This window comes from Mesorhizobium sp. LjNodule214 (assembly GCF_964252735.1).
Lineage (GTDB): Bacteria > Pseudomonadota > Alphaproteobacteria > Rhizobiales > Rhizobiaceae > Mesorhizobium.
On record NZ_CAXUPE020000001.1, the window covers coordinates 2,694,586 to 2,718,113 of the forward strand.

The following is a 23,528-nucleotide window of genomic DNA, read 5'->3' on the forward strand; positions in this document are numbered from 1 at the left end:
TCGCCTCGATGCGGGTCTTTTTGGCGCGGCTCCCGCGGTGATCCGCTTCTACATATCTGTCCGGAAATCAATCATGCGCCTGCTCGGAAAATGTCTTTGCGCGATCGCGATCTCGGCCTGCGCCGTGTCGGCAGGTCACGCTGCACCGCTTCTGGAGCCTACGCTGCACCTGACGCCGCAGGCGGGCAGCGGCCGCGTGGCGCTGACGCTCGACGCCTGCGGCGGTCAGACCGACACCAGGATCCTCTCGGCGCTGGTCGACAACAGGATCCCGGCGACGATTTTCGTCACCGGCATCTGGCTGAAGCGCAATGCCGCGGCGGTCGAGATCATGCGCGCGCATCCCGATTTGTTCGAGTTGGAGAACCATGGCGGCCGCCATATTCCAGCGGTCGACACGCCGCAAAAGATCTATGGCATCCGCAGCGCCGGCAGCCCCGACGCCGTGCTGGCCGAGGTCGAATCGGGCGCCGCCGCACTTACCCGCACCGGTGAGCCGGCGCCGAAATGGTTTCGCGGCGCGACCGCCGAATACAGCTCGTCCGCCATCGCCATGATCCGCAAGCTTGGCTTCAAGATCGCCGGCTTTTCGATAAACGGGGACGGCGGTTCGTTGCTGGGTGCGAAGGAAACCGCCCGGCGCATCGCCGCCGCCAAGGACGGCGACGTCATCATCGCCCATATCAACCAGCCTACCCATGCCGCAGGCGAAGGCGTGGTGCAGGGCCTGCTGGCGCTCAAGCAAAAGGGCCTGACCTTCGTGCGGCTCGATGAAGCCGATGGCATCGGCAACGACGGCACCACCGAGTGATCGGATCGGCCTGACCCTGGGTCTGCATCTTGGGTGAGTTCGCTCCGAACGCTCAGTCGGGAGTGGCTTCGATCGTCACTTTGCTGGGATAGAAGGCGCCGTGATTGCGGATTTCCGTCATCTCGTCGAAGGGCCGCTCATAGGCCCACATTGCATCCTTGCCGGTCTCTTTCGCGGGCAGCACGCTCCAGTAGGTGGCGTCGCCCTTGTAGGGACAATGCGTTGAGTGCTCGGTCTTGCCAAGCTGGCTGAAATCGATGTCATCGAACGGAATGTAGAGAACAGCGGGATACGGCGGTTCCGACAGGAGCTTCGCGTTCGTCGAGCTGGCGATGATCGTATCGCCGGCGCGCACGACGACGGTGCCGTGAAAGGGCTCGACGGTGATGACCTTGCCGGGGTTGCGCTGAAAGCCGGGTGCAGGGTTTGCGATCTGGTCCAAGACGGGGTCTCCTTGTCTGGGGTGAGAACGTCCTGCACTAGGTGTGTCGGATGACCGCGCTTCGCAAGGTCACCATTCGAGGACGACACGCAGCAAACCTGACCGAGCCCTCCCTTGGTCTGCTGTCATACTGGTCTTGTCCCGAGATTTCAGGCCGCGGTCTTGAACACATCCATCAGCCCGGCATAGGCGGCAGCGATGCCGGCCACCGGATTGGTGCTCCTCGACGCCGTCTCGACCTTCAGCGCGCCGCCGACCGTTGGCAGGGTCAGCAGCAGGAACTGACGGTTGCCGCCATCTCCCACGCATGCCGCGGCGACATGCTGGCCTTCGCCGTCGTTGTCGACGCACATCTTGAACAGCAGCGTGCCGCCGACCGCCTCGAGGGCGCCGCCGACAACCTCGACGAATTCATCTTCGGAGACGGTTTTGGTGTCCGGCACCAAATCGGCCAGACTTTCGGCAAGTGTGTTTTCAAGTGCCTTGTCGTCGAGCTGCGCGTCCATGCGAACCTCTTCCATTCGCCAATCGCACCCCTGCCCATTAGCAAACCTTAACGCCGACGATGGCCGGATTGTGGCGGTTTTCCTTGTCATTTCGGTCAATGCACCGGGATGGGTGGACAATCCGCCGGTTCGTCCCACAATGGGGCAAAAGCGCGTAGACGCGAAAAAAGCGCAGGGAGGAACAGACATGCTCGGACTGATGCAGGAATGGCCACTGCTTTGCCACAAGCTGATCGACAATGCCGAACGTCAGCATGGCAGCCGCGAGATCGTGTCGCGATCGATCGAGGGGCCGATCGTGCGCACCACCTACGCCGAAATTCACCGCCGCGCGCTTAAGGTGGCGCAACGGCTGGAGCGCGACGGGTTCGCGCTTGGCGACCGCATCGCGACGCTGGCCTGGAACACGGCGCGCCACATCGAGGCCTGGTATGGCATCATGGGGATCGGCGCGATCTATCACACGCTCAATCCGCGGCTCTTCCCCGAGCAGATCGCCTGGATCATGAACAACGCCGAGGACAAGGCGATCTTCGTCGACCTGACATTCGTGCCGCTGCTCGAGAAGATCGCCGGGTCGGTCAAATCGCTGAAGCGTGTGATTGTGCTGACCGACAGCGCGCACATGCCCGAAACGGCGCTGCCGAACGCCGTCGCCTACGAGGAATGGCTGGCCGAGACCGACGCCGACTTCGCCTGGAGGACCTTCGACGAAAACACCGCCGCCGGCATGTGCTACACCTCGGGCACGACAGGCGATCCCAAGGGCGTTCTCTACAGCCATCGCTCGAACGTGCTGCACGCTATGATCGCCGCCATGCCCGACGCCATGGGCATCTCGGCCCGCGACACCATCCTGCCGGTTGTGCCGATGTTCCATGCCAATGCCTGGGGCCTCGGCCAGAGTGCGCCCATGATCGGGGCCAAGCTGGTCATGCCTGGCTGCAAGATGGACGGGGCCTCGATCTACGAACTGCTGGATACCGAGAAGGTGACCTTCAGCGCCGCCGTGCCGACCGTGTGGATGATGCTGCTGCAATATCTGGAGGAGACCGGCAAGAAACTCCCTTACCTGCAGAAGGTGGTCATCGGGGGCTCGTCCTGTCCGCGCGCCATCACCCAGAAATTCCAAGACAATTACGATATCCAGGTGATCCATGCCTGGGGCATGACCGAGATGTCGCCGCTCGGCACGTTGTGCACAATGAAGCCCGACTATGAAGGGCTGAAGGGCGAGGCGCGGCTCGATATCCAGGGCAAGCAGGGCTATCCGCCCTTCGGCGTCGAGATGAAGGTAACGGACGACGACGACAAGGCGCTGCCTTGGGACGGAAGGACCTTCGGGCGGCTGAAGGTGCGTGGGCCGGCCATCGCTCGCGCCTATTATGGCGGCGTCGGCGCCGAGCAGTTCGACGCCGAAGGTTGGTTCGATACAGGCGATGTCGCGCATATCGATCCGGGCGGCTACATGCAGATCACCGATCGTGCCAAGGACGTCATCAAATCGGGCGGCGAATGGATTTCGACCATCGATCTGGAGAACCTCGCCGTCGGCCATCCCGATGTCGCCGAGGCGGCCGCCATTGGCGTTGCCCATTCCAAATGGGGCGAACGGCCCTTGCTCGTCGTCGTGCGCAAGCCAGGCAAGGAGCCGAGCAAGACCGAAATCCTCGATTTCATGAACGGCAAGGTAGCCAAATGGTGGATGCCCGACGACGTCGCCTTTGTCGGCGAAATTCCTCATACCGCCACCGGCAAGATCCAGAAGATCACCTTGCGCGAGCAGTTCAGGGACTATCGCCTGCCGACGGATTGATGGGCATGCAGCGTCTTTCAGCTTCAAGCTGAGCCAAAACGCTCTGGCGCTTGATCCCGAAAAGTTGCAGACTTTTCGGGATCAAGCGACAAAACAAAGGCTTAGAGCAGGGTGAATGACAATTCCAATTCATCCTGCTCTAAGTCTCGGTTCGGGCTTGGGGTGGTGCGGCTGAGAATGGTTAGTATTCCTGAACGACAGACGTCGAGGGCGGCCGGCTGGTCGCGCGGGACAGCGGCTTTTTCGCTGGTCCTGCTGCTGACCGTGCTCGTCGGCCACAGACTCGATCTCGTCGAAACACCAGTATTTCTCTGGGTGTTGGCGATCGTCGCGCTGCTCGCCGCCTTCGCTTTGCTGTTTGCCGGATTCGCCTTGTCCAGGTTGTGGAATTTCGGCGACCGCGGCGGCCGCGATCTCTCCGTCGGCGCCCTGCTGGCGCTTCTGGTGCTCGCCCCCTATGGCACCGCCGCCTATTGGGCGACGATCTCGCCGCCGCTGAGCGACATTTCGACCGATTTCGACGATCCGCCGGCGATCGACACGTCTGACCGCACCAAGGGCATGAACGTTCTGGCGACGCCGACGCCAGGCGAGCAAAGCCTGCAAGGCGATGCCTATCCTTTGGTCACCAGTCGCAGTTACAATTTGCCCTTTGAAACCGTCGTCGATGCGGTCGAGACCGTGCTCGATCGGCGCGACTGGCAGCTTCAGGCGCCGTACCCGGAAACCGACGGGCAAAGCGAAGTGACGATCAATGCGCTCGCCAAAAGCTTCGTGCTTGGCCTTCCCGCCGATGTCGCGATCCGCGTGACCGACGATGGCGACACCGTCATCGTCGACATGCGGTCCGCCTCGCGCTACGGCCAATACGACCTTGGCGACAATGCCGCCCGCATCGTGGAATTCCTGGGGGAGCTCGACCAGGAAGTGGCCGGCCAGGTGGGTGCCGCACCGGCCGAATGATGTTTACGGTGCCGGCCAGAAAATGCCGTCGATGCCTGGATCGCCATCGGTGGCGACCAGGCCGCGCGCCACCAGATCCTCCAGATGCGCAAGCACCGAGAGGCCGGCGGCGCCATGCAGGCGCGGGTCGGTGTCGCGATAGATTGCCGCAACCATCTCCCTGATCGTCCTGTCGCCGCCCCGGATGCGTTCCAGGATCGCCCGCTCGCGTATCTTGCGGTGCGTCTTCAACCCGCGCATGAAGCTGCGCGGCGCGGTCACCGGACCGCCGTGACCGGGCAAAAGCAGACGGTCGCCTCGCTCGATCAGCCGGTCGAGCGAGGCCATATAGTCGGCCATGGCGCCGTCCGGCGGCGCCACGATCGAGGTCGCCCACGCCATCACGTGATCGGCCGAAAACAGCACGCCGCTTCCTTCCAGCGCAAAGGCCGCGTGATTGGCGGCATGGCCTGGCGTCAGCACCGTTCTGATCGCCCAGCCGTCGCCATGGACCAGCGTGTCATCTTGGAGCGCAATGTCCGGGGCGAAAGCCATGTCGGCGCTGGCGTCGAGCGGGTTGACCTCGCCGATGCGCAATGGCCGCGCCGGGCGATGCGGCCCCTCCGCCAGAACGATCGCCCCGGTCCGCTCTTTCAGCCGGGCCGCCAGTGGTGAATGGTCGCGATGCGTGTGGCTGACGAAGATGTGGCTGACCGGCCGCAGCCCGATCGCGTCGAGTAATGTCTCGAGATGCGCATCGTCTTCCGGCCCCGGATCGATCACTGCCAGCGTGTCACGCCCGACAAGATAGCTGTTGGTTCCGTGAAAGGTGAACGGGCTCGGGTTTCGGGCGGTGATGCGTTGGACGTCTGGTGCGACGGTTACGGCCTGGCCATAGGCAGGATCGAAGCTGGTGTCGAATTTGAGGGCCATGAGGGGCGTGGAGCTCTGTTCCTGAGGCGGCAAAACCGATTGCCGCATAACACGGAAGCCAATATAGGAAAATGCGGGGCCGCACGTCAGCGGCTGTCCGGAATGGGGAAGATCATGGCAATTGCAACGACGATGCGTCCGCTTGTTTCTCTGGCTCTGCCTGAAAAAGGCGCGACACGGCTCGCGACGCAGCTTTTGCTGGCGATTGCCGGTACCCTGCTCTTGACGTTGTCGGCGAAGACGAAGGTCGTGCTCGGGCCGGTCGATATCTCGCTGCAGACGCTCGCCGTCTTCCTGATTGCCGCCGCGTTCGGCCTGCGCCTCGGCGTTGCCACGCTGCTTCTCTACATGGCCGAGGGCGCCATGGGCTTCCCGGTCTTCCAGGGCACGCCGGAAAAGGGCATCGGCCTCGCCTACATGGTGGGCCCGACCGGCGGCTATCTCGCCGGCTTCGTTGTCATGGCCGCCATCGTCGGCTGGGCCGCCGACCGTGGTTGGGACCGCCATCCGGTCAAGCTGTTCAATGCGATGCTGGTCGCCGAAATCGTCATGATGGCGATGGGCTTTGCCTGGCTGGCGCTGCTGATCGGTGCGGAAAAGTCATGGCAGTTCGGCGTCGTGCCTTTCATCGTCGGCGACCTGATCAAGGTGGCGCTCGCCGCGACCCTGGTGCCTGCCGCCTGGGCGCTGCTGCCGAAGCAGCCCTGACATCTATCTATCACCGAATGAGAGCCAGCCGGCGGAGGCCGGCATCGCGCCGAGTCACCGGCAGAAGCAAGGCCGCCTTTCAGCGTTGGCGGCTGTCGAGCTGATAATAGAGTTCGGCGTAAGACTTCCCCATTCTGTCGGCGGTGAAAAGACGAACGTACCGATCACGCGCAGCTCGGCCCCAGTTCGCCGTTTCGACCGGCGAATCGACGAACCGGTTGATGGCTTCGGCAAGACGATCCGGATCCGAAGGTGGGACGATCAGACCGGTTTTGTCGGCTTCATTCACGTAGCTTGTGCCCGTTCCGATTTCGCACGAGATCATCGGCTTGCCGCACATCGCCGCCTCGACGAGCGAAAGCCCGTAGGCCTCCGACCTCTGGTTTGAAGGGAAAACGAACCCGAGGCAGTTGCGAAGGAGCGCCATCTTGCGCGGCTCGGCGATCTCGCCAAGGAAAATCACGTTGTTGCGACGTAGCGTCTTGGCCTGAAGCTTGAGTTGCCGCTCGATGGGTCCGGACCCGGCGATAACGATCTTGCATCGAACCTGGTCGGCAGCCTGGATCAGGATGTCCAATCCCTTGTAGTAGCGCAGAACACCGACGAACAGCACGAATGGTTCCGCGACTGTCGATCGGCACCAGTCGTTGTCGGCTTCGGTCGGCGCGGGATAGGCGTCTTCGTCGATGCCGATCGGAATGACCTTGGACTTGGCCCTGAACGCCCTGAGAACGGGGCTCGATTCCAGATAATTCGGCGATGTCGCCACGATCGCATCGACATCGCCGAGGAAGCGCATCATCAGTGGCCTGTAGAAAGGCAGGATGAGCCTCTGTTTGACGATGTCTGAATGATAGGTGACGACCGTCGGCTTGCGGTGGCCGGACTGAAAATGCACCACGTCCATGAGCGGCCATGGAAAGTGATAATGGATCAGGTCGGCTTTGCCGGACAGGGCCTTGAACTTGCGGAAGACGTCGCGTGAAAAACCGGTCGATGCCAGTTCGAAATCCAGACTGGCTTTTCGCGCCAGGTGTCCGTCGAGCCGTTGAGTGGCCTCCTCGGGAGTGCGGCTCAGCGAAAGCACTTCGGTTTCGATGCCATGGCGAGCAGTGCTTTGGGCGATGGCGTGTATTGTCCGCTCCACACCGCCAAAGGAATCCGGCCAGTATGTCTTGAAGAAGTGCAGAACTTTCAAGCGAGTGTCTTTCGTCTTTTTTCGATGGCCTGTTCAAAAACATGAAGCATGCCCTTGGCGTGATTTTCCCACGTGAAGCGTTCCGCGTTTTTGCGCGCTCCGGCCGCGATCTTCTGGCGCAATTGCCCATCGACGCAAAGCTGATCGAATGCAACGGCGATTGCCTCGGGGTTGCCCGGGTCGACAAGGATACCGCTGTCGCCGGCGACTTCCGGCATCGACGATGTGTTCGATGTCAGCACCGGCTTGCCGAAAGACTGCGCCTCGACGATCGGAAAGCCGAAACCTTCATAGAGCGACGGCATCGCCAGAAAAAGACAATTCGAATAGAGCGTTGCAAGCTTTGCGTCGTCGACGAACCCGGTGAAGATGATATTTTTTTCGAGCCCGCCGAGACGCACATCATCGGCCAGGCTCGTTTGCTTCCAGCCGCTGCCCCCGACAATGACCAGGTCGCAGCCCGACCGGGTACTTGCGGGCAACAGGCCGTAACCCCTTATCAGGTTGCGCAGGTTCTTTCTTGGTTCGAGCGTGCCGACAAAAAGCGCGTAGGGTCTGGTGATGCCGAGATGCTCCAAGCTTGAAAAGCTGCCCGGAGCGGGCAGGGGGGACGTGCCGGGGGCAATCGTCTTGATCGGTGATTTCAACCAGGGAAACTCTGCCGTCAACGCGGTTGCCGTGGCATTCGAATCCGTCGCCACGACATCGGCTTTTCGCAAAGCGGGTTTCATCAGGAGGCGCTCGCCGATCCAGGTCCGGACGCGCATGGTTTCCGGCGCGTGGATCCAGACAAGGTCGTGGATTGTGACCACGCGTGCCATCCGGTCGTCCAGGGTGAGGGGCAGGCGGTGAGCCGGGCCCCAGAACACGTCCACCTTGTCGCGCGCAGCCCAGGAAGGCAGCACGACTTGCCCCCACAGCGCGCGCGCAGGCAGCGCGTTGAAGCTGCCTGTTCGCAAGCCAACGCCGCGCGGGAGTTCGTAGTTGGCGTTGATCTGGGCGGGAGCGTAGACACACACCTCGGCGCCAAGCGTCGCCAAGGCCTCGATCGACTTAAGGACGAACCTGCCGATTCCGTCGGTGGCCGATCCCAGGTTCTTGCCGTCGATCCCGATTTTCAATCTTTTCTCCGGAGACGAACTGAACAAAGGATTCCGGACACTTGCACCGGATAAGAGAAGGCGCTTGGAGGCGCGATCCGCCAGCAGCGTGTTGCGAGGCTAGCCCCTGACATACATCTCGCCAATTCGATACACGAAACTGGAAAAGCAGTCTCGCGTGGGGAAAACAGCTTGCGCCTCAGTCTGATGATGGTAGATGCACGATTGTCCAACCTCCCAATTAGAGAGCGAACTTCTGCCAAAGCTGATTATCCAGATTCCTTGCTATAACGAAGCCGAAACACTGGCGATAGCGCTGAGCGATCTGCCGCGGACCGTTACAGGTTTCGACAGCGTCGAATGGTTGATCATTGACGACGGAAGCACCGACGAAACCGTCAGGGTCGCCGAGGAAACCGGCGTCGATCATATCGTACGTCATACAAGCAATCGTGGTCTTGCCTACGCCTTCATGACAGGTGTCGAAGCCTGTCTCGCACGAGGCGCCGATGTCATCGTGAACACCGACGCCGACAACCAGTATCAGGCAGCCGACATTCCGGCCCTTACCAAACCGATTCTGGAGGGGCGTGCGGATATGGTCATCGGCGCCCGGCCGATATCGGAAATAGAGCATTTCTCTCCGGTCAAGAAGCTTCTGCAGAAAATCGGCAGCTGGGTGGTTCGGGTCAGCAGCGGCACCGATGTGCAGGATGCGCCGAGCGGGTTTCGCGCCATCTCGCGAAACGCGGCCCAACGGCTGATCGTGTTCAACAACTACACCTATACGCTGGAAACCATCATCCAGGCCGGCCGCAAGAACATGCGCGTGGTCTCGGTGCCGATCCGCGTCAATGGCGATTTGCGGCCGTCGAGGCTGGTCAAGAGCATTCCGTCCTATCTGAAGCGCTCGATCTTCACCATCGTGCGCATCTTCGTCATCTATCAGCCTGCGCGGTTCTTCGGCATTGCTGCGGCACTTCTTTTCGGACTTGGCTTCCTGATCGGCCTGCGCTTCCTCTATTTCTACCTGACGGGAACGGGCACCGGCCACATACAGTCGGTGATCCTGGCGGGCTCTCTCATGTCGATGGGCTTCCAGTGCCTTCTCGTAGCCTTTCTGGCCGATGTGATAGCGGCCAATCGCAAGCTTCTTGAAGACATCCGCTATGCACAGCGTGCCGACCTGAATCCGGGCGCCAAAGCTGTGAGGCTGAAGGCGACTGGAGACTCAGTGTGACTCTAGATGTAGCGTATTGCGGGACTGGATTGGTGGTCTGAAGCCAATGAAGATCTTATTTACTACAAGAAAATGGCCTCCTGCGATTGGGGGGATGGAGGTGTATAGTGTTGAGTTAACTAAGCATCTTTCTTCTGGAAATGATGTAGAAGTGTGGGCCCTTCCTGGAAAAAATAGCGGCAGACCGCCGAATCTCTTTCGGCAAATCGTGTTCATAGCACTTTGCTGTGTTAGGGCATTTCTTGGACCTCAGCGTGACATCGTCCATGTTGGCGATCTTGTCAGTTGGCCAATCGCTCTTCCATTTGTGCTGAGAAGATCGTGTCCTGTATTCATTACCGCATATGGGTTAGATATTGTCTTTGCACATAGGAAGGGCCTTTTCCCTTGGCTCTATCGGCAATACCTTGGCCTATGCGTTCGCGTGATGGGGAATAGGTTGAATGTTGTTGCCATCTCTCAGGCAACAGCGCTGCTTTGCGAGACTGCCGGTTTCAGCAAGGTCGCTGTTGTGCCTTTGGGAGTGAATCTACATGAGAGGAAGCCTTTCGCGACGATCGAGAGCCATCCTGATGTGTTTGGCAAATTTGTCTTGTTTGTTGGCCGCCTCGTTCCGCGGAAGGGCGCGTCGTGGTTTGCTAAGCACGTTCTACCCCGCTTGCCACAGGATATTTCGCTGAAGGTTGTTGGCGCGAAATGGGATAGCCAAGAATGGTCTGCAATTTCCTCAAATCCGAGGGCCGAATATCTTGGAACCCTTAGCAACGAGGACATTGCTCACCTTAGGCGTGCGGCATTGGTTGTCATTATGCCCAACATTTCCAGCGACGGAACTGACATAGAAGGATTTGGGCTTGCAGCATTGGAGGCTGCGGCGGACGGGGGAATTCTTGTTGCTTCAGCAATCGAAGGGATAGTGGATGCGGTTATCCCGGGAGAGACCGGCTTTCTAGTTCCGGAGCGAGACGTAAGCGCTTGGCTTGAGACTATTGCATCAATCGCTCGATGGTCGAGAAAAGAGCGCGAAGATTTCATCGGGAACGCGTTTCATTTGATTTCGAAGCGTTACTCATGGGATCAAGTTGCTAAAAATACAAAATACGAATATGAAAGTGCAGTCTATGGGCGATCATAGTCAAAATAGGACGCACGCGATTCTCGACGAGCAGTCCCGGTACCTGAAAGCGATCAAGATTCATCGTCTATCCCGCCTTTCGGACATTCGTCCCGGCATGAAAATGTTAGAAGTTGGAAGTGGCTCAGGGTATATATGCAAATACTTTTCGGAGATTGGATTTGGGTTCGAGGGAACATTTGCTGTCGATGTTGCAGATGAGCGTCAAGTGGAGAGCGGTTATCAGTTTTCCCTGGTGCATGACGCTCTACTTCCATTTCCTGACCGCGAATTTGACTTTATCATCTCGAACCACGTTATTGAACATGTTGGACCAGAGAGAAATCAAATGGTCCATCTTTCCGAAATTAAGCGCTGCCTAAAAGATACTGGTATACTTTATCTCGCTTTTCCTAATAAATGGCGGCTTGTAGAGCCGCACTATCGTGTGCCCTTCCTTAGTTGGCTACCCAGAGGGATCGCGCATGTCATTCTTCGAGCGCTCGGCGCTGCTCCAATCTATGATTGTTACCCGATGGCTGCGGGAATGGCGAGGAGATTACTCGATCAATCAGGTCTTACCCAGAACGACAAGACTATAGAGGCCATAACTGTTGTTGCCGACGTTGAATTTAGCAGCCGCTACATACGGTTCCTATTGAAGAACCTCGCCCCGCTTTGGGGAATTCTCAAACCCATAATGCCGACCTTGATATTTGTTGCTGAAAAGAAAGATAAATGAGGTTATTGCGGTATACCGGCATTGGCATTTGCCTGGTCGGGCTCGTCTATTTCGCGTTGGCGATCGCGCGTTCGCCCGAGGCGCTGATACGCGTTGTTTCTGAGCCGACTTTTGCGTGCGCTTTGGTCGTAGCCACGATTTGCACATTTGTTAGTCTGGTTTGCGCTTCCATTGGCTGGCAGTTGCTATTGTCTATGTTCGGAGGCCGGAGGCCTTTGACGCTGGTCTGCGCTGTTTTCTTAGCAACACAGATCGGCAAGTATGCACCTGGTAACATTGGGCATCTGGTCGGGCGAGCGGCAGTACTCAAGGCATACGACGTCCCCATTGGCGCTTCATCGAAGGCAATGTTGGTTGAGGTGGTTGTGCTTCTAGCGACTGGAGTGGCGCTGGTTGTCGCTTTCATGGCTGACTGGCTGTTAGCGGTGCTTGGCGACGTTGCCAGCCGCATCAGCATCACTCTTATCACATCGGCACTCGCAATTTTTGGCGCCATGATGATTTTTGCAGCGGCACGATTTCGGGCGCGCCTGAAGCCTGTCCTCTGGCAACTGTGGGCCGATCTGATCGCATCGCGAAAGCGCCTTGCCGCCATTGCCTTGATCGATCTCGCCTGCTTTGCCCTCAACGGTTTGGCGCTATTTGCCGCAACTCGTTTGCTGTTTCCGGAAACTACGATCGAGTTTGTCGCTTGCCTTGGAGTCGCGACCGCATCGTTTCTCGCTGGCTATGTCACGCCTGGCGCACCGGGAGGTATCGGAGTGCGCGAGGCGACCACGATCCTGCTGCTTGGCCCAAGCGTAAGTACAAACGAAGCAGCGCTGGTTGCGCTGACAGTTCGACTGGCAGCGACCGTCGCAGACCTGATCGGATTCGTCGCGGGGAATGCGATGCTTCAGCGTAGAAAGTTGAGTTGAGAGGATAGGAATAACATTGGTTCGCTGGACGGTAGGTTTTTTGGTCATCGCAAAAGCGGCGACACGGTGTCTACGTCCTCGGCATCGCCTAGGAGGCTTTTCAGGGTCGCGCCGATCTTTCGGCGAAGCGTAGTCTGCTGCTCAAGGAAACGACCCTTGCCAGCATCCGCTGGTCTGAATCTAGTCAGTGGGTTATAGCGATGGCATCGTGCTGGGAAGACGGCTCATTCTTACTCCGAGAGAAAGCAAATGCAGAGAAGACACATTCAATTTGACGGGCAAGACATCGCCCTCTGCGGGCGTGAGGGTGACAGCTACTTTGACCACGCCGCACCTGATGAGCCGTTTGCATACGCAATGCGTGCTCTTCCCAGTGATGCAGTCGTTTTCGACATCGGGTCAAATATCGGAATGACGGCTGTTGTCGCAGCGAAGCAAGGTACTGCGAAGGTCTACGCTTTTGAGCCGGACCCGAACGTCTTCCCATTCCTGCTGGATACGATCAAAGCCAACGCAGCGTTGGTGGATGCTCACAATATGGCGCTGGGAGCAAGAGAAGGATCGCTCTCCTTCTTTTCCAACCCCGATTCGGCCTCTGCCAGTCACCTTGTCACGGAAGACACGCTTGGACATTCGCCCACGGGAACTGTTCAGATGTCGACATTCGATGCGTTTGTGGAGGCCCATCACATCAACAAGATCGACTTCATCAAGATTGACGTGGAAGGCTTCGAAATAGACGTTCTGCGGGGCGGAAGAGACACGATAGAGCGGCTAAAGCCCTCGCTACTCATCGAGTTCAACGCCTTCACGATGGTTGGCTTTCGGGATATCAACCCGCGCGACCTGCTGCGGCTGTTGCGGGAAATGTTCCCCTACGTCTATCGCTTCAAAGCTGGGCAGCCGCTATTGATTGATAGCGACCACGCCGCCTTGACCTTTATTCATGACAATCTGGTATCGGCCGGATGCGTGGATGACCTCTACTGCTCCTTCAGATCTATCGGATAGACTTATCTTATCGTGAATCGACACGTTGTCGACAATAGGCAGGTTTTTAGCAACCGTCCGGACCGGGAGCCCGTTTTAACAACTTGGCGTTGTTGGGCAGGCGTGCGACGCAGGTGTAGCCGTCCCTCTTCATGTCAGCGTCCACGATCGTCGCATCCCCTTGATTAATGTCTTCTTGAGCGATGTCCGACCACGGCATCGGCTTGGATAGCTTCGGGGTGAAATGCGCATCAACGCCGCCGGCACGGTGATCCCGCAGTTCCAGTATTCCGCCGCTCCCGGCGGTGCCCCGACAATCAAGCGCAACTCGTTCTTCCGCATCAAGCCGATGGGGCTGAACACGATGGTTTCGCAGGGTCCGTGGTCCTGACGGCACTATTGCGTTCTCGCATCTGCTTTTGTACACAACAGCATGAGCACTAAACCTGTCGTGCACGTCATTGTTTCGGTTTTTCTGGCGCTTTGGGTTGTTTGGGCGATTGCCCAGCCCGCGCCGGAAAACCCCGCCGCCGGATTCAACCTTTGCCGCACCAATGCCGAATTGGCGACTCTGCCAAAGGGCGCAAAGAGGTGCGTAGGACCGGACGGCGGCTGATCTAGAGTGAGCATGCGTCTTCTTACTGCGATTGCAGCACTGCCCTTCGTTGCATTCGTGCTGGTGTTGCATGGGGCAATCCCGGGCTACTCTATGCCCGCATTCGGGCAAGCTCTCTCGTTGATGGGCTTTGCCAGATCGTTCGCAAACGCTTTTTCGGTCTTCGCCAGTGATATCGGAAATCCGGTTCCCGCTGCCATCGCCTTCGGACTTCCTGCATCTCTGACAGCGGCAGTCTTTCTGAAAATTGGTTTCAATGCCGCCGATGCATATTCGCTATCCTTTGCAGCTTGGCTGATCTTGGCATTTTGGGGATGCTATCAGCTTGGGCGGCTTCTTGACGCGGGCAGGATATTTTCGCTCACAGCCGCAGCAATGTGGCTGTCGACGCCAATGCTGTGGATGCACGAAAGCTACTCGGCTCTGGCGCTAGGGATGTCGCTGCTTCCATTCTATGCAATGTGCGCTTGGCCGATCGTATGGGCGAATGGTCCGGCGCTGAGGACGACCTTTCCGCTGTTTGTCGCAGCGGCCGTGATCTCGATCTTCATGGACGGCTATACGTTCGTGATGTTTGCTGTCGCATCGTCCTGCCTGTGTGCGGTGAGAATAGTCAGCGGGGAAGCCTGGAAGCTTTCGGCCCTTCGGATCGCATTGATCGGGTCCGCGTTCCTGATCGCGTATATTCTCTATGCGCTCTACATCGGGCGATCGAGTTATGACCAAGCGCCACTGGACTTCTTTCGAGGTTGGGGCGCAAATATAGAGTTCCTGTTTCGTCCGGTTCTTGGGCTTTTGTGGCTTTCGGACTGGGCTGGTTTCGCCGAAAACAGAGCGGCCGCCGACTATTTTGGTGATCCCTCGGTGTTCACCACTTCGCATGCCATATTTCTGATGCTGGCTGCAGCTGTCGGCCTTGCGGTCAGCCGAGGCGACAGGCGAGCCGTTTACGCGTTCATCGCAATTGCCCTAATCGGCTTCTATTTCTCGCTGGGCCCGTCGTTCAAATTCTACGCGCTGAAACCGGACGGCGTCGCTGGCCCGACAATGCCGGAGACATATGCTCCGATCCCTACCGGAACGGGGTGGATCTCATCGAGCCTGCCGGGCTTCGACGCCATGCGGGCCAGCTATCGGTGGGCAGTTCTCGGCATGTTCGGATTATGGGCCGCGTTCATGGCAAGCGCCGCAGGACGCCGAAGCTTTGCCGGGTCACCGATGGTGGTGGCGATTGCTGTCGTGCTGTTCAACTTGCCACATCAATCCTGGCTGGCCACCTACGCCACGAACCGAGACAACATGCTGAAGGTCGAAGCGATGGCTTCCGGCATTGATGAGAGTTTCGGGGATGGTGAGACGGTCTTCTTTGCGCCTTGGGGCAATGACCCATTCATCACCTTTCTGGCGCCAAACATTAGGATCAAAACGTTCAACATCGGCGGTGACAAGAACGTTGCCGCTGCATTCGACCAATGGCCAGCTTCGCTACAGGCATTCCCTCAACGCGAAGTGGACCGGACGATTGGCGCCAACTATGCCGATCTGGTGACCCAAGTGCTAACTACCCAGACTGCAGATGCTGTCGCGCTGTCGTTCATCGACAATCTAGCCCCGACTCGCGGTTGGCCGGTGGAGCAAGAATTCAAGGCGGATCTCCTACATCTTGCCGACACTCTGGAAGCCAATCAGGCATTGTCCGTGACGCGCACCGATGACTACGCGATCATCCGGTTGCGACAAAACTAGCCGCCCAATTGACGATTCCTGCCTAAGACTACTCTGCCCGCAACCATAGGAGGTTTCGGGCATGGCAAAGGGCAAGGCACAGGATCTGTTTCGTTCATGTGTCGCGCGCGCGAACAAGGGCAGTGAAAACGCAGGTGGCGAACGAGTGCCAAGACCCCTGCACACCACAAAGCTTCATCGCACCAGGACTAAACCTTTGCAATCCCCATCTTTAGCCATAGTCGTTGCACACCACAGTTGAAGCAATCGCTTGGTAGGATTCGGAGGCACCGGGCCGAACGGAAATAGACAAACTACAAAGCCACGCGAAGGGGGCTGCCGAACCAACGAACGCCCTCCTGGACGAGTTCTATATCGACGCGTGCGGCACCACGTTCTCTAAGCGACGCGGGGACGTTGACGGCCAGATAGATTGTATCATTCGGCACCAGAACAAATGGAATACAGGTGCGCGCTTGATCATACTGGAGGAGTTCGCCAGCGGCGTCGAACGCATGATAGCCCAGCGCTATTCCCATGTGGCCGTCGGTCGGGCCGAGGCTCGACCAGGCTGTCCCGGAAAGGTTGGTCACATTGACAACGATCTTCAATCCCGTGCCATCATCGGTCCTGTAGGGACCTTCCACAAGTTCAAGGCGATGGGCACGCTGCTCCTCATCGAGGGCTGCTGCGACCCGTGTGTCGCCAAGGTCGGTGAGCTGTGTGAAAGGCCTAGGCGATCGTGGCTCGTAGAGCTTGTACCAGTTCTGCCCAACAACAATATCTTCCAGCTGCGCTGCGCTTTCGGACCAGGTTGGCCAGGACGCATGGGGAGGCGTGCCACCGGACGTACGATTCAGAAAACTCTTAACGGCCGCAGCCAGCGCGGCAGGCGAGCCGACCTTGAAGAAATGCGCCTCCGCTGCCCCCTTGCTCACTTCGCGGAACACGGGAATGTCACTGGCCAGCACCGGTTTGCCAAAATGGCCTGCCTCGACAATGGGCAGACCGAAACCTTCGGCAAAGGAGGCCGCAATCAAGGCTTCGCACTCGCTGTACCGAGCGGCCAGGTCGGTATCGCCAACCTTTTCGTGTAGGTGAAGACGCTTGCCGAATTCCGCATGGCGCCGAATACGGTCGGCCAGATGCGAGATGCCCCACCCGATCTTTCCGACGATAACCAGCTCGACATCGAAACCATCGGCCCATAATGCCTCGAAGGCTTCCAATGCAACGCGGTGGCCCTTGCGGGGCTCCAGCGTTCCGACCATCAGGAAGCGAGGACGGGCCGCGGCCATGTTCCGCCGCCGAACCGGCTTGGGTGAGGACAGGTCGGTTGCGAAATCCGCGCCGAGATGCCAGTAGCCGACCTTCATGCGGCGTGGAAACTGGATGCCTGCGAGCAATTCCAGCAGTTCGTCGGCGACCGCGCGCGAGATGCAGACAAAGCCGGTCGAATAGGCGAGAGCGGTTTGAAACCATGCACTGAAAATGGGCGGCATGCCTTCATGGCAAAAGGCAGCCGAGCGCAGGGGAACCGTGTCGTAGAGGCAGGATATGACTTCGCCGCCCTTGATCAGGACCGGGCGAAGAAATGCCGGATGCAGGGTGTGGAAAGGCCACGAGCTGTCTAGCATCAAGACGGTGTCGCCGGCGTGTGGCCGGATACGGTTCGATGGTTGCTTCGACGGCGGGCGTGCTGTCCATTCTCTTGCAAAGTACCAGCCGGATTCGTCGTCGCAGAACGAGATGTACTTGCCCTCGTCGCTCGACCGGGGCGGGAACATGTTTTCACAGATCCGCCGAACAACGCGTTGAATGCCAGTCTTGTGGTCGTCTATCAGTGTTGCGCTCGCGTCCACCAGCAGCCGCGCCTTCGTGGCTTCCGGCTCGGCGAGGGCCATCAGGGTCGCCAGGTCCGTTTCATCACCTTTCTTGACGCCAAGCGCCTTGACCAGGTCAACCTGCTGCGGAGCCGTGTGGCGGTCGAGTCCGTGCAAGCCCTGAACGACGCGCTCTGCGACTTTTCGCCAACTGAACGTGTCAATTCTATCCCGCGCCAGTTCTTCCAGCTTTCGCGCGTCGAGTTTGCCTGCCGCTACCGCTTCTATTTTCTCCGCAAGATCCGAAGGTGACGCGGGGTCGAAGAGCAATGCGCCGTCTCCGACAACTTCGGGAAGTGCGCCCGTTCTGGCCGCAATTGCAGGCGTTCCGCAGGCAATTGCTTCCAGCGCAGTCAGCCCGAAGCCTTCCATGAACGACGGCTGGACCAGTGCAAGCGCCCCTTTGTAAAGACGAACCAGCGTTCTGTCATCGACCGCGCCTGCAAATACAAGCCGGTCAGAAGATAAGTTATGCGATTCCCAATTCTTACGGTATTCAATCTCTTCTCGGTCGGTAATCTCTCCGGCGATTACGAATTTCAAGTTTTCCTGCAATGATATGGAAATTTTCCTAAATGCAGACGGAATTATTTCAAGGTTCTTGCGCCAATCTGAGCCACCAACGTAAAGAACGTATTTCCCATCAATTGGGCTTTCACCCGAGCTATCGTTGATGCACTTAACAAAGCTTTCAGATATTCCCGTGCCGATGCATGTCTCTTTTGACGACTGGACGAAATGTCGAAATTCTTGAGAAGAAAAATCTGAAATGGTGAACACCAGATCAAAATTCTTGTAGCTGGCAAGACGCCGATGATAATATTCCCGTTGACGAAGATCGCGAATGTATTTGTGCGGAAACCTGAACGGGATCGCATCATAAAACAGGGCTGCCGTTCTGACCGCCGCCAATGACCCTCCGAGGTAGGGGATCGCGGGGTCGACTGCGCCTTCGAACGGGCTGGCAGACAAGGCAACGTCTGGATTGAGCTGATTGACATGATGGACGAGGGCCATCTCACTACGACTGCGCCATGGCGTGTGTCCGTAGTCGGCTTCACCGCCTTCGACTTTCCCGTGCCAGACGTGAATGCGCTCCGATGGCACGATGCCCGAAAGCAGCGATCGCGCAGCAACTGTGGCGTCAGGCATCGCGGCATTCAGCGAAACCGAGAGCTCGATGCTGCTTTCGTGAGTCGAAAGGGCGCTCAGCAGATCCAATACGTAGCGTCCGATCCCGCGCTTGCGGCTATGCGTCTGGAGACACTGGCCGTCGACCCAGAGTCTCAAGGGCTGTGTGTTGGTCATGCCGACCTTCCGGTCTCGAGACGTTTGCGCCACACGCCAAGAGCAACCGGGTCAGGTTCAAGCGTCCAACCCGTGTCGATGGGGACGAAACCGCTGCTTGCTCGTGCGAACGCCAGGAGGCGGCGTTCGACCGGCGGAACGAACCGCACCATGCGCTGGACAAATGCTGCGATCCTGGGCCTTCGGCGCAACCACAGCAACCCATGCACCATCACAAGCCGGGCATTTGCCTTCGGAAGTCGACCCACAGCCCGAGAGCCATAGACAAGACCACGCATTGGCGCTGCAACTCTCCATGAGGTCGAGTTCTGAAAGGCAGTGATCTGGGCTGCCAACTGCTGGGCCCGTTCCTCGACAGTCGTGACTTTTTTGCTTAGCCGGGCAATTTCGGCATCACGCTCGCGGATGGCGGCTTCCTTGCGAGCCAGCAACTCCGTGCTCGCGGTATCTGCATCCGCAACATGCTGGTGGAGGCGCTCGATTTCATCATCCCGCTCCTGGATGGCAGTCTCTTTCAAGGCCAACTGTTCCGCCTTGGCAACCTCCGCTTCGGCAATCTGGAGACGAAGACGCTCGATCTCGCCATCGCGCGTGGCTACCGCCTTGTCCTTGACTATTTCCGCCAGCTGCTTGCCGAGAGAAGCCACCGTGTTCCTCAAGGCAATGTTTCCTGTTCGCAACAGCTTCGACTGGGCAGTGAGATTGTCGCTCAATTGGCGAAGTTGGTCCGCGTTGGAGGACATCGTTGCCTTGACCCCTTCCGATATGCCCACGATCTCGTCATCGGCGGAACGGAGCCATTCCTTTAGCTTTCCGGTGTCGGTGGGGGCCGGCTGTGACACTGACTGGACAAAGGCGGCAAGCGAGTCTGGTGCTTCCGCAGCTTGTTTATCACGTTTTCTTGCCAGGCAGGCATAGTCACGCGCCACTTCGAACATGAGATGAATGCTTCGCTCGATCGGCCCCGCGTTGATCATCGGCGCGCCGTTCAGCCTGACGATTGCTGTCTCCGAGAAGCCCGCTTGTTCCACCAGAAACTCAAGAAGGTCGGGAGGCAGCGGGCTTTTGTGAGTCGGATCGAGGTGGAAAGTATGCGTCCCGACCGAGATATTTTCCGGATTGGGTGTCTCCAGGATCAGCAGGCCGTCTTCGGCCAGCACCCTCTGGCATTCACCCAGCAGTCCGATCAGGTAATCGGTCGGTACATGCTCGACCATGTGGAAGGCCGAAATGACGGCCACGCTGTTGTCCGGCCTGCCGCCGAGATATTCGAGCGCGTCCTCCAATTCGATTGTGAGGCCGTTGTCGATGGCCTCCTGCGCCATGCGCGCATTGGTATCCACGCCTATCGCATCGAACCCGGACTCGGTGAGTATCTCCAGCCATTCGCCCCGTCCGCAGCCGAGATCGACTGCCAGGGTCGGCCCTTCAGCCTGCCGCGGCACCTGCTCCAACAAGGGCAGATAGATCGTCAGCCGCTCCGTTATGAGTTCTCGCGAACCCCGGAAGCGGTCCTCGAACGCCTTGTACAAATCGTCAAAGTTCTTTTTCATCGAGTGATTTCAAACGCGTGTTCAAGACGGCTTGTCCCAATGAAAAATGGCGGGCTCGAATTGATGACGTCGAAAACCTCGACGTTTTCAATCCAGTCGAAATTGCTGTTGATATGAACGTCTCCCGTGTGCAGCGATATGGAAAGGCCGTATGAGCCTTGGCCAAGAGCGCAGGAGAGACGCAGGCGGCATTCGACCTTGTCCCCGGCCGAGAGGTTGGAAAGAACTTGGCCCGTATGCCAGGTGTTGGTTCCCCAGACGGTATGGCCGGCGCGGTCCTTCAGCATGAAACCGATGACAAGCTCCGGGACATCTTCCTTGGCGACAACCCGCGCCTGAATCGTCACGGTCTGCCCCGAAACGGCGGTCCTGATTTGCCCGCCGCTGTCGCTGTCGAGCAGCGTCACCGATTCAACGGCCACTGCCTTGGTCCCGCTTCTGCTGTAAAGCCACTCGTCCTTTTCGCGCCGCTGCTCGATGGTCAGCTTCGCGTTCTCCTTGGTCGCAATCAGGGCGTTGTAGTAGTCGACGACCTCGTCCGGCGGCCCGTCCTTCAGCACCTGTCCCTTGTCCAGCAGAATTACACGGTCGCACAATGCTCTCACATCGCCCATACCGTGGGTGACCAGGATGATCGAGGTGCCGGCGGCCCTGAAACTGCGTATCCGGTCGAAGCTCTTGTGCTGGAAATAGCTGTCGCCAACCGAAAGCACCTCGTCGACGATCAGCACCTCCGGCCGTTCGGCGGTGGCGAGCGCGAAGGCCAGCCGCGCCTGCATGCCACTCGAATAGGTTCGCAGCGGCTGGTCGAAGAACTCGCCGATCTCGGCAAAGTCCTCGATATGCGGCATCAGCTCGGCCAGGCGCGCCTGTGAGAGGCCCATCAGCCCGCCGGCATGATAGGCGTTCTGCCGTCCGGTGAACTCGGGATTGAAGCCGAGACCGAGTTCGAGGATGGCGCTGATGCGGCCGACGACATGCGCCGTGCCCTCGGTCGGCCGCACCGTGCCGGTGATCAGCTTCAAAAGCGTGCTCTTGCCGGCGCCGTTCTGCCCGATGAGGCCGAGCGTTTCTCCTGCCGACAGCGAAAAAGAGATGTCCTTGACCGGCCAGAATTCCTCTATCGGCTTGACCGGCGCGCCGAACCAGCCCGCAAATCGCTCGAGGTTGCTCGCATAGTTTGCATAGCGTTTCGACAAATGACTGACGGAAAGCACGGTCATGGCTACAGCACGTCGACGAGTTCGGGGCTTGCGCGGCGAAAGAACAGCATCGCGAAGCCCATGCTGAGCAGTCCCAAAACGGCCGGCATGATCAGGCTTTCCGGACTCGGCCAGCGGTTGAACAACAGCGCATCCTGATACAACCCCACCAGCGGCGCGATCGGGTTCAGGCTGATCATGAAGCTGTACTTTTCGGGCAGAACATTGGCCGGATAGACAATCGGCGTCATCCAGTACCAGAGCTGCAGCACGATCGTCATGACCTGCGCTATGTCGCGGATGAACACGTTCATCACCCCGAGGATCACACCGAGGCCGAAGCCGATTGCCGCAATCAGGACGATCCCGACCGGCAGCAAAATCAACGCCCGGCCCGGTACATGGCCCAGGAAGATGAAGATGATGAACAGGGCGACGAGCAGTAGCAGATGATTGATCAGCGCCGTGCCCCCGACGATCACCGGCAGGCACAGACGCGGAAAGGCGATCTTCTTCATCACCGGCGCCTGCTCGATGAAGACAGTCATGCTGCGCGTGAGGATTTCGCTGAACAGCGTCCACGCCGCCATCCCGGACAAAAGATAGATCGGATAGGCGGCGGGGCTGTCCGTATCCGGAAGCCGTGCCTTGAGAACTTCCGAAAGCACGATCGAGAAGATCACCGCCTGAGCCAGCGGGTGAAGGATGAACCAAAGGCCGCCCAGACGGGACCGCACAAAACGTCCCTTCATCTCGCCTCTGATCGAGGAGATGATGAAATGGCGATATTGCCAAAGGCTTCGGAACATTCGATCAACCTCTTGCGCGTCAGCGGGCCTTACATACCCGCTGCCAATATCCGAAAACGTCGGCTATTGTCTGCTCGAATGGCACCAGAGGCTTCCACTTCAGCCAGTCGCGTGCTTTTGACGCATCACCCGACGCGAAGGGAATGTCGTTCGGGCGGAGTTTTTCCGGGTCGACACGGACTTCGATATCGATGCCCGACTGCGCGATAAGCATATCAAGGATATGCCGGATTTTGAGCGGTTGCCCGGATGCGATATTGTAGACACAGTCCGGATCGGCGTTCGGATTCAGCATCGCGGCACCGGCATATGCGCGCACGACGTCGCGAACATCGAGGAAGTCGCGCTCGACTTCAAGATTTCCCACATGAATGACCGGTTCGTTCTTGCCAGCCGCGATCTCGGCCACTTGGCGAGCGAAGGCGGGAATTACATAGGCATCGGACTGGCCAGGGCCGGTGTGGTTGAACGGGCGGCAACGAACCGCGCGCAGTCCGTCATACGCCATCTGACCGATCATCAGATCCGCGGCTGCCTTGGTGACACCGTAGACCGTCACGGGCCGAAGCGGCACGGTTTCTGTCACCGGACCGGCTACGCTCTGGAATGAGGCTCCGTAGGCTTCCGAACTCCCAACATAAACGAACCTGGCCTCCGGAGCATGGCGCATGACGGATTCTGCGAGATTCATCGTTCCCGTCACATTGACGTCCCAGGCATGGCGCGGGGCATTGCGAGCATCGGCGGGCGCGGCGACCGCCGCCAAATGCACAAGCGCGGTAGGACGGACCTTATGGACTGCCGCGTCGACCGCGTCCCGATCCATGAGATCGATCGGGTTCAGATGTCCGTTGCCATGGCCAAACGCGAACACCTCGCATTCGCTGTGTTCCTGCTCCAGCAGCCGCAATAATGCTGTGCCCACAAATCCACTCGCCCCGGTTATCAGGATGCGATGCTTCAACCTATCAAC

Annotated in this window: 21 protein-coding genes; 11 read left to right on the forward strand and 10 right to left on the reverse strand. The window is 58.7% G+C overall.

Translation table 11 applies throughout. The features are described from left to right. The first annotated feature begins 73 nt into the window (after nt 1-73). Nucleotides 74-811: a polysaccharide deacetylase family protein gene (locus tag ACSQ3Z_RS12595; RefSeq protein ID WP_436171582.1), complete on the forward strand. Its 738-nt coding sequence runs from the start codon at nt 74-76 to the stop codon at nt 809-811. Nucleotides 812-863: 52 nt separating this feature from the next. On the opposite strand, the gene ACSQ3Z_RS12600 is transcribed toward ACSQ3Z_RS12595, so the two are convergent. Further along, nucleotides 864-1,253: a DUF427 domain-containing protein gene (locus ACSQ3Z_RS12600; protein ID WP_436171583.1), complete on the reverse strand. Its 390-nt coding sequence runs from the start codon at nt 1,251-1,253 to the stop codon at nt 864-866. Between the two features lie 149 nt (nt 1,254-1,402). Beyond that, a complete protein-coding gene (locus tag ACSQ3Z_RS12605) occupies nt 1,403-1,759 on the reverse strand; it encodes a hypothetical protein (RefSeq protein WP_436171584.1) in 357 nt (118 codons plus the stop codon). Between the two features lie 187 nt (nt 1,760-1,946). Here ACSQ3Z_RS12605 and ACSQ3Z_RS12610 point away from each other — a divergent pair, with 187 nt between their 5' ends. Both ACSQ3Z_RS12610 and ACSQ3Z_RS12615 read left to right on the forward strand, forming a co-directional pair. After that, complete coding sequence (locus ACSQ3Z_RS12610) at nt 1,947-3,575, forward strand: fatty-acid--CoA ligase (RefSeq protein WP_436171585.1); 1,629 nt, start codon at nt 1,947-1,949, stop codon at nt 3,573-3,575. A 177-nt stretch (nt 3,576-3,752) separates the two neighbouring features. Next, nucleotides 3,753-4,538, forward strand: coding sequence for a DUF1499 domain-containing protein (locus tag ACSQ3Z_RS12615; RefSeq protein WP_436171586.1), 786 nt, complete (start codon nt 3,753-3,755; stop codon nt 4,536-4,538). 3 nt (nt 4,539-4,541) lie between these two features. On the opposite strand, the gene ACSQ3Z_RS12620 is transcribed toward ACSQ3Z_RS12615, so the two are convergent. Continuing rightward, on the reverse strand, nt 4,542-5,450 hold the full coding sequence (locus ACSQ3Z_RS12620; RefSeq protein ID WP_436171587.1) for an MBL fold metallo-hydrolase: 909 nt from the start codon (nt 5,448-5,450) through the stop codon (nt 4,542-4,544). Nucleotides 5,451-5,564: 114 nt separating this feature from the next. On the opposite strand from ACSQ3Z_RS12620, the gene ACSQ3Z_RS12625 reads away from it, so the two are divergent. Then, nucleotides 5,565-6,158 (forward strand): biotin transporter BioY, encoded by a 594-nt coding sequence (locus ACSQ3Z_RS12625; protein WP_436171588.1) that lies wholly within the window; start codon nt 5,565-5,567, stop codon nt 6,156-6,158. Nucleotides 6,159-6,237: 79 nt separating this feature from the next. Here the strand turns inward: ACSQ3Z_RS12625 and ACSQ3Z_RS12630 are convergent, their stop codons facing one another. Together ACSQ3Z_RS12630 and ACSQ3Z_RS12635 are read right to left on the reverse strand one after the other, a co-directional pair. Then, on the reverse strand, nt 6,238-7,356 hold the full coding sequence (locus ACSQ3Z_RS12630; protein ID WP_436171589.1) for a glycosyltransferase: 1,119 nt from the start codon (nt 7,354-7,356) through the stop codon (nt 6,238-6,240). Beyond that, on the reverse strand, nt 7,353-8,477 hold the full coding sequence (locus tag ACSQ3Z_RS12635; protein WP_436171590.1) for a glycosyltransferase family 4 protein: 1,125 nt from the start codon (nt 8,475-8,477) through the stop codon (nt 7,353-7,355). Before ACSQ3Z_RS12635 ends, ACSQ3Z_RS12630 begins: the two co-directional genes overlap by 4 nt. A 196-nt stretch (nt 8,478-8,673) precedes the next feature. On the opposite strand from ACSQ3Z_RS12635, the gene ACSQ3Z_RS12640 reads away from it, so the two are divergent. From ACSQ3Z_RS12640 to ACSQ3Z_RS12670, 7 genes are all read left to right on the forward strand, one after another. Beyond that, nucleotides 8,674-9,696: a glycosyltransferase family 2 protein gene (locus ACSQ3Z_RS12640; RefSeq protein ID WP_436171591.1), complete on the forward strand. Its 1,023-nt coding sequence runs from the start codon at nt 8,674-8,676 to the stop codon at nt 9,694-9,696. Nucleotides 9,697-9,742: 46 nt separating this feature from the next. Further along, nucleotides 9,743-10,831, forward strand: a complete 1,089-nt coding sequence (locus tag ACSQ3Z_RS12645; protein WP_436171592.1) for a glycosyltransferase family 4 protein — start codon at nt 9,743-9,745, stop codon at nt 10,829-10,831. Then, complete coding sequence (locus ACSQ3Z_RS12650) at nt 10,818-11,552, forward strand: class I SAM-dependent methyltransferase (RefSeq protein WP_436171593.1); 735 nt, start codon at nt 10,818-10,820, stop codon at nt 11,550-11,552. Before ACSQ3Z_RS12645 ends, ACSQ3Z_RS12650 begins: the two co-directional genes overlap by 14 nt. Then, entirely contained in the window at nt 11,549-12,469 is a 921-nt protein-coding gene (locus ACSQ3Z_RS12655) for a lysylphosphatidylglycerol synthase domain-containing protein (RefSeq protein WP_436171594.1), read from the forward strand. Before ACSQ3Z_RS12650 ends, ACSQ3Z_RS12655 begins: the two co-directional genes overlap by 4 nt. 249 nt (nt 12,470-12,718) lie before the next feature. Beyond that, nucleotides 12,719-13,480 (forward strand): FkbM family methyltransferase, encoded by a 762-nt coding sequence (locus tag ACSQ3Z_RS12660; RefSeq protein ID WP_436171595.1) that lies wholly within the window; start codon nt 12,719-12,721, stop codon nt 13,478-13,480. Between the two features lie 223 nt (nt 13,481-13,703). Beyond that, nucleotides 13,704-13,850, forward strand: a complete 147-nt coding sequence (locus ACSQ3Z_RS12665) for a hypothetical protein (RefSeq protein WP_436171596.1) — start codon at nt 13,704-13,706, stop codon at nt 13,848-13,850. Nucleotides 13,851-14,087: 237 nt separating this feature from the next. Next, nucleotides 14,088-15,821 (forward strand): hypothetical protein, encoded by a 1,734-nt coding sequence (locus tag ACSQ3Z_RS12670; RefSeq protein WP_436171597.1) that lies wholly within the window; start codon nt 14,088-14,090, stop codon nt 15,819-15,821. A gap of 293 nt (nt 15,822-16,114) precedes the next feature. On the opposite strand, the gene ACSQ3Z_RS12675 is transcribed toward ACSQ3Z_RS12670, so the two are convergent. From ACSQ3Z_RS12675 to ACSQ3Z_RS12695, 5 genes are read right to left on the reverse strand one after another with little or no spacing between them, the layout of a single operon-like run. Continuing rightward, nucleotides 16,115-18,991: a glycosyltransferase family 4 protein gene (locus ACSQ3Z_RS12675; protein WP_436171598.1), complete on the reverse strand. Its 2,877-nt coding sequence runs from the start codon at nt 18,989-18,991 to the stop codon at nt 16,115-16,117. Continuing rightward, nucleotides 18,988-20,544, reverse strand: coding sequence for a methyltransferase domain-containing protein (locus ACSQ3Z_RS12680; protein WP_436171599.1), 1,557 nt, complete (start codon nt 20,542-20,544; stop codon nt 18,988-18,990). The genes ACSQ3Z_RS12675 and ACSQ3Z_RS12680 overlap by 4 nt, the downstream gene beginning before the upstream one ends. Next, nucleotides 20,541-21,767: an ABC transporter ATP-binding protein gene (locus ACSQ3Z_RS12685; RefSeq protein ID WP_436171600.1), complete on the reverse strand. Its 1,227-nt coding sequence runs from the start codon at nt 21,765-21,767 to the stop codon at nt 20,541-20,543. Before ACSQ3Z_RS12685 ends, ACSQ3Z_RS12680 begins: the two co-directional genes overlap by 4 nt. A gap of 2 nt (nt 21,768-21,769) precedes the next feature. Further along, nucleotides 21,770-22,555: an ABC transporter permease gene (locus tag ACSQ3Z_RS12690; protein WP_436171601.1), complete on the reverse strand. Its 786-nt coding sequence runs from the start codon at nt 22,553-22,555 to the stop codon at nt 21,770-21,772. Between the two features lie 19 nt (nt 22,556-22,574). Then, nucleotides 22,575-23,519: a GDP-mannose 4,6-dehydratase gene (locus ACSQ3Z_RS12695; protein ID WP_436171602.1), complete on the reverse strand. Its 945-nt coding sequence runs from the start codon at nt 23,517-23,519 to the stop codon at nt 22,575-22,577. Nucleotides 23,520-23,528: the final 9 nt, after the last annotated feature.

Excerpts from the sequence above, each read along its gene's own strand:
- ACSQ3Z_RS12595 (WP_436171582.1), top strand. The coding sequence starts at position 74 with ATGCGCCTGCTCGGAAAATGTCTTTGCGCGATCGCGATCTCGGCCTGC.
- ACSQ3Z_RS12615 (WP_436171586.1), top strand. The coding sequence starts at position 3,753 with ATGGTTAGTATTCCTGAACGACAGACGTCGAGGGCGGCCGGCTGGTCG.
- ACSQ3Z_RS12625 (WP_436171588.1), top strand. The coding sequence starts at position 5,565 with ATGGCAATTGCAACGACGATGCGTCCGCTTGTTTCTCTGGCTCTGCCT.
- ACSQ3Z_RS12605 (WP_436171584.1), bottom strand. The coding sequence starts at position 1,759 with ATGGACGCGCAGCTCGACGACAAGGCACTTGAAAACACACTTGCCGAA.
- ACSQ3Z_RS12620 (WP_436171587.1), bottom strand. The coding sequence starts at position 5,450 with ATGGCCCTCAAATTCGACACCAGCTTCGATCCTGCCTATGGCCAGGCC.
- ACSQ3Z_RS12685 (WP_436171600.1), bottom strand. The coding sequence starts at position 21,767 with ATGACCGTGCTTTCCGTCAGTCATTTGTCGAAACGCTATGCAAACTAT.
- ACSQ3Z_RS12645 (WP_436171592.1), top strand. The coding sequence starts at position 9,743 with ATGAAGATCTTATTTACTACAAGAAAATGGCCTCCTGCGATTGGGGGG.
- ACSQ3Z_RS12675 (WP_436171598.1), bottom strand. The coding sequence starts at position 18,991 with ATGACCAACACACAGCCCTTGAGACTCTGGGTCGACGGCCAGTGTCTC.
- ACSQ3Z_RS12640 (WP_436171591.1), top strand. The coding sequence starts at position 8,674 with ATGCACGATTGTCCAACCTCCCAATTAGAGAGCGAACTTCTGCCAAAG.
- ACSQ3Z_RS12690 (WP_436171601.1), bottom strand. The coding sequence starts at position 22,555 with ATGTTCCGAAGCCTTTGGCAATATCGCCATTTCATCATCTCCTCGATC.
- ACSQ3Z_RS12650 (WP_436171593.1), top strand. The coding sequence starts at position 10,818 with ATGGGCGATCATAGTCAAAATAGGACGCACGCGATTCTCGACGAGCAG.
- ACSQ3Z_RS12670 (WP_436171597.1), top strand. The coding sequence starts at position 14,088 with ATGCGTCTTCTTACTGCGATTGCAGCACTGCCCTTCGTTGCATTCGTG.
- ACSQ3Z_RS12660 (WP_436171595.1), top strand. The coding sequence starts at position 12,719 with ATGCAGAGAAGACACATTCAATTTGACGGGCAAGACATCGCCCTCTGC.
- ACSQ3Z_RS12680 (WP_436171599.1), bottom strand. The coding sequence starts at position 20,544 with ATGAAAAAGAACTTTGACGATTTGTACAAGGCGTTCGAGGACCGCTTC.
- ACSQ3Z_RS12610 (WP_436171585.1), top strand. The coding sequence starts at position 1,947 with ATGCTCGGACTGATGCAGGAATGGCCACTGCTTTGCCACAAGCTGATC.
- ACSQ3Z_RS12665 (WP_436171596.1), top strand. The coding sequence starts at position 13,704 with ATGCGCATCAACGCCGCCGGCACGGTGATCCCGCAGTTCCAGTATTCC.
- ACSQ3Z_RS12655 (WP_436171594.1), top strand. The coding sequence starts at position 11,549 with ATGAGGTTATTGCGGTATACCGGCATTGGCATTTGCCTGGTCGGGCTC.